The organism is Bacteroidota bacterium, assembly GCA_034723125.1.
Classification (GTDB): domain Bacteria; phylum Bacteroidota; class Bacteroidia; order CAILMK01; family JAAYUY01; genus JAYEOP01.
Window position 1 is genome coordinate 1 of sequence record JAYEOP010000211.1, and the last position, 3,440, is coordinate 3,440.

At 44.2% G+C, this 3,440-nt stretch carries 4 protein-coding genes; all 4 read left to right on the top strand.

Annotated features, from left to right (window positions below; all coding sequences use genetic code 11):
• A partial coding sequence (gene dnaB / locus U9R42_06040; protein ID MEA3495580.1) for a replicative DNA helicase occupies positions 1-1,114 on the top strand: 1,114 nt, incomplete at its 5' end.
• A gap of 27 nt (positions 1,115-1,141) precedes the next feature.
• The gene (locus U9R42_06045; protein ID MEA3495581.1) at positions 1,142-2,272 is read left to right on the top strand and encodes an RNA ligase RtcB family protein; all 1,131 of its coding nucleotides are present in this window, start codon (positions 1,142-1,144) and stop codon (positions 2,270-2,272) included.
• On the top strand, positions 2,269-2,901 hold the full coding sequence (gene prfH / locus U9R42_06050; protein ID MEA3495582.1) for a peptide chain release factor H: 633 nt from the start codon (positions 2,269-2,271) through the stop codon (positions 2,899-2,901). The genes U9R42_06045 and prfH overlap by 4 nt, the downstream gene beginning before the upstream one ends.
• 89 nt (positions 2,902-2,990) lie before the next feature.
• A partial coding sequence (locus U9R42_06055) for a DUF2779 domain-containing protein (GenBank protein ID MEA3495583.1) occupies positions 2,991-3,440 on the top strand: 450 nt, incomplete at its 3' end.

The window sequence follows — 3,440 nt, forward strand, 5'->3', positions numbered from 1 at the left end:
AGCCGACCACCTAAAACAACGCCGAAAACTGGATAAAGTCGGCGGTAAACCATACCTCTCATTACTGATCAACAACGTACATACAGATAATAACTTGGGCACCTATGCCAAGATTATCAGAAACAAATCGTTGTTCAAACAATTAATCACGATCTCGACTGAAATTATCGAGCAAAGCTATGAAAAAGAAACAGATGCTCTGGTCAGCAAGGCTGAACAATTAATAAATGAAGTCGCCCGAAATTGTGAACAGTCAGAGATCACGCATATAGCTAAAATTGTCAAAAAAAGTTTTAGCGCTATCGACTCTGCTTATAGTAACGACTCCGTAATTACTGGTGTGACCACAGGGTTCTGGGAATTAGACGATATTACAAACGGCTTACAACGCTCTGACCTGATTATCATTGGCGGACGTCCGGGCATGGGGAAAAGCTCGTTAGCCTTGAATATCGCTAAGAACTGTGCCGAGCTGCCCAGTTGTAACAAGGTTGCTTTTTTTTCGCTGGAAACATCGAAAATTCAACTTGTTCTCAGATTACTGAGTAGTATAGCGGAGGTTGAGACTAGATATTTAAATAAAGGAACAATAGAAGATGTTGCTTGGCCTCGTCTCTCAGAAGCTGCTACCATAATTTCGGAATTGCCAATATATATGGATGATACACCGGGAATCAGCGTTGATGAGATGCGGGCCAAAGCGAGACGTTTGCAAAAAAACAAAGGGCTGGATATGGTGATAATTGACTATCTCCAACTCATGTCTGGTGATTGTGAGAGTCGGGAGCGGGAGATTGCCAAAATTTTGCGCTCTTTAAAGGAGATGGCAAAGGAACTTAATGTTCCGGTGATTGCCCTCTCACAGCTCAACCGAAATGTTGAGTCGCGATCAGACAAACGACCGCAGCTTTCCGATCTGCGGGAGTCGGAGGCCTTTGAGGAAGATGCCGATGTCATTATGTTTATTTATCGTGACGAGTACTACAACAAGGATAACCCCTACAATAAAGACACGGCTGAGATTCTTGTATGTAAACAACGAAATGGTCCTACAGGAGTTATTAATCTGAGATTTTTCAGTCAGTTTTCATGCTTTCTTGATCTCTACAAATAATAAAACCAAACAGGGAAAATCATAACCATGAACAACTTATCAGGGTCACCACATTTTCATATTGTTGAATCTGAAAAAAGCTGGATTGAAGGTAAGGCCGTTGAGCAACTGAAAAAGACCTCTGAACTTCCAGGAATGGAGAGAGTCATCGGCATGCCCGATATTCATCCCGGCAAAGGGGCTCCAGTCGGCGCAGTATTTATCAGCAAAGACATTATCTACCCTTACCTGCTCGGCAATGATGTTGGCTGCGGTATCGGACTCTGGCAAACTCAACTTAAACGCAACAAACTTAAACGTGATCGATGGGTTAAGAAATTAACTGGCCTGGAAACAGCCTGGGGTGGAGATATCCCGGAATGGCTCTCGCGATATTCCATCAAAGCCAGGCCTTACGATGATGCATTGGGAACTCTTGGCGGAGGCAATCATTTTGCCGAATTACAACTGTTTGAGCAGATAGAAAACCTTACTCTTTTTAAAAATTTAGGTTTGGACAAAAACAGGTTCATGGTTTTGGTTCACAGCGGCTCAAGAGGTCTTGGAGAATCCATTTTACGCTCCCACACCGATGTCTACGGCGCCCAAGGACTGGAAGAAGAGTCCAACAATGCGAGAGTTTATATTGAAAAACATGATCAGGCAATCAAGTGGGCCGCAGCCAACAGAGCTTTGATTGCCCATCGCTTTACTTCTTGTCTGGGAACTCAAGGGGTTAACATCCTTGACATATGCCATAACAGCCTGACCTCTAAGACCATTGAAGGAGGCAATTACTGGTTACATCGAAAGGGAGCCGTCTCAGCCGAAGAAGGCGCTATCGTCATCGCCGGAACAAGAGGGTCTTTAAGCTATCTGGTCATGCCGACCAGCAACCAGAAATTAAACGGCTACTCTTTAGCACATGGAGCCGGTCGCAAATGGAATCGCCATGAGAGCAGAAAACGGCTGAGCTCTCGATACAAGCCGCAAGCACTATTACAAACCGAACTCGGCAGTAGAGTAATCTGTGAAAACAAAGATCTACTCTACGAAGAAGCCCCACAATCGTACAAAAACATCGAAACCGTCATTCAAGATCTACAAAATGCCGGGTTGATTGAGGTGGTGGCATCTTTGCGACCAATAATCACATATAAAGTACGGAGTCAGAGATGAATCAATGGTTACAAATAACTGCCGGCCGTGGACCGGAAGAGTGTTGCTGGGTGGTCAGCAATCTCGTAAAACGAATTATCAAAGATGCTGCCAAACATGGAGTTGATGTCAAGATTTTAGATGCTTTACCGGGAAAACAGGCCAACACTTTCAGGTCTGCTCTGCTGGCGTTGGACGGTGCCGACTCTGATGCCTTCTCATCATCGTATCAGGGTGCCATCCAATGGATCGGCAAAAGCCCGCTCCGACCAACTCACAAACGAAAAAACTGGTTTGTTGCAGTCAACCGATTCAAACCGCCAAAAGAGCAGTATTTCGATCAGAAGGATATCAAAATTGAAACCATGAGGTCATCAGGACCGGGCGGACAACATGTCAACAAATCAGATACTGCTGTAAGAATAACCCACCTCCCCTCGAAAACAACGGTTATTGCCCGTGAGGAGAGATCGCAGCATATGAATAAAAAGCTGGCGTTGGCCCGCCTTTTCTCGATTATTAAAGAAAAAGAAGACAACCGGCAGGCGCATTTTCAACAAAAAGTATGGACTGGGCACAATAACATTGAGCGCGGCAATCCGATCAGAGTTTTCAGAGGTAATGATTTTAAAGCAAATTCACCGATCTAAACATTGAGAATATAGTGTACAGATGTAGCAAATATTGCTATGGTAATCGCAAATAAATATCAAACACACAAAAGAAGGAAACTTACTCCATGCCATCATCCAGATACCTGACCAAATCCCGCTTCGTCATGGCAATGGAATGCCCGAGCAAGCTGTTTTATAGCGGCAAAAAAGAGTATCTCAATCAAAGCAATGACGACCCGTTTCTGGATTCACTCGCAGAAGGAGGTTTTCAGGTTGGCGCTCTGGCCCGGGAATACTTTCCTGACGGGATATTGATAGAAACTATGAACTACGATACTGCACTACGAAAAACCGCCGAGCTTCTACAAAGAGATAAGGTAACCATTTTCGAAGCGGCTATAAAGTACCAGAATCTCTTCGTACGGGTTGATATTCTGGTTAAAGATGGAAATCATTTTGAATTGACTGAGGTGAAAGCCAAATCGATTGACGCTACAGATCTCGACCAATTCACGAATAGAAAAGGAGAGATAGCCTCCGATTGGAAATCCGTCATCTACGATGTAGCATTTCAG

Coding starts and splice junctions, on each gene's coding strand:
- U9R42_06045 (MEA3495581.1), top strand. CDS start 1,142: ATGAACAACTTATCAGGGTCACCACATTTTCATATTGTTGAATCTGAA.
- prfH (MEA3495582.1), top strand. CDS start 2,269: ATGAATCAATGGTTACAAATAACTGCCGGCCGTGGACCGGAAGAGTGT.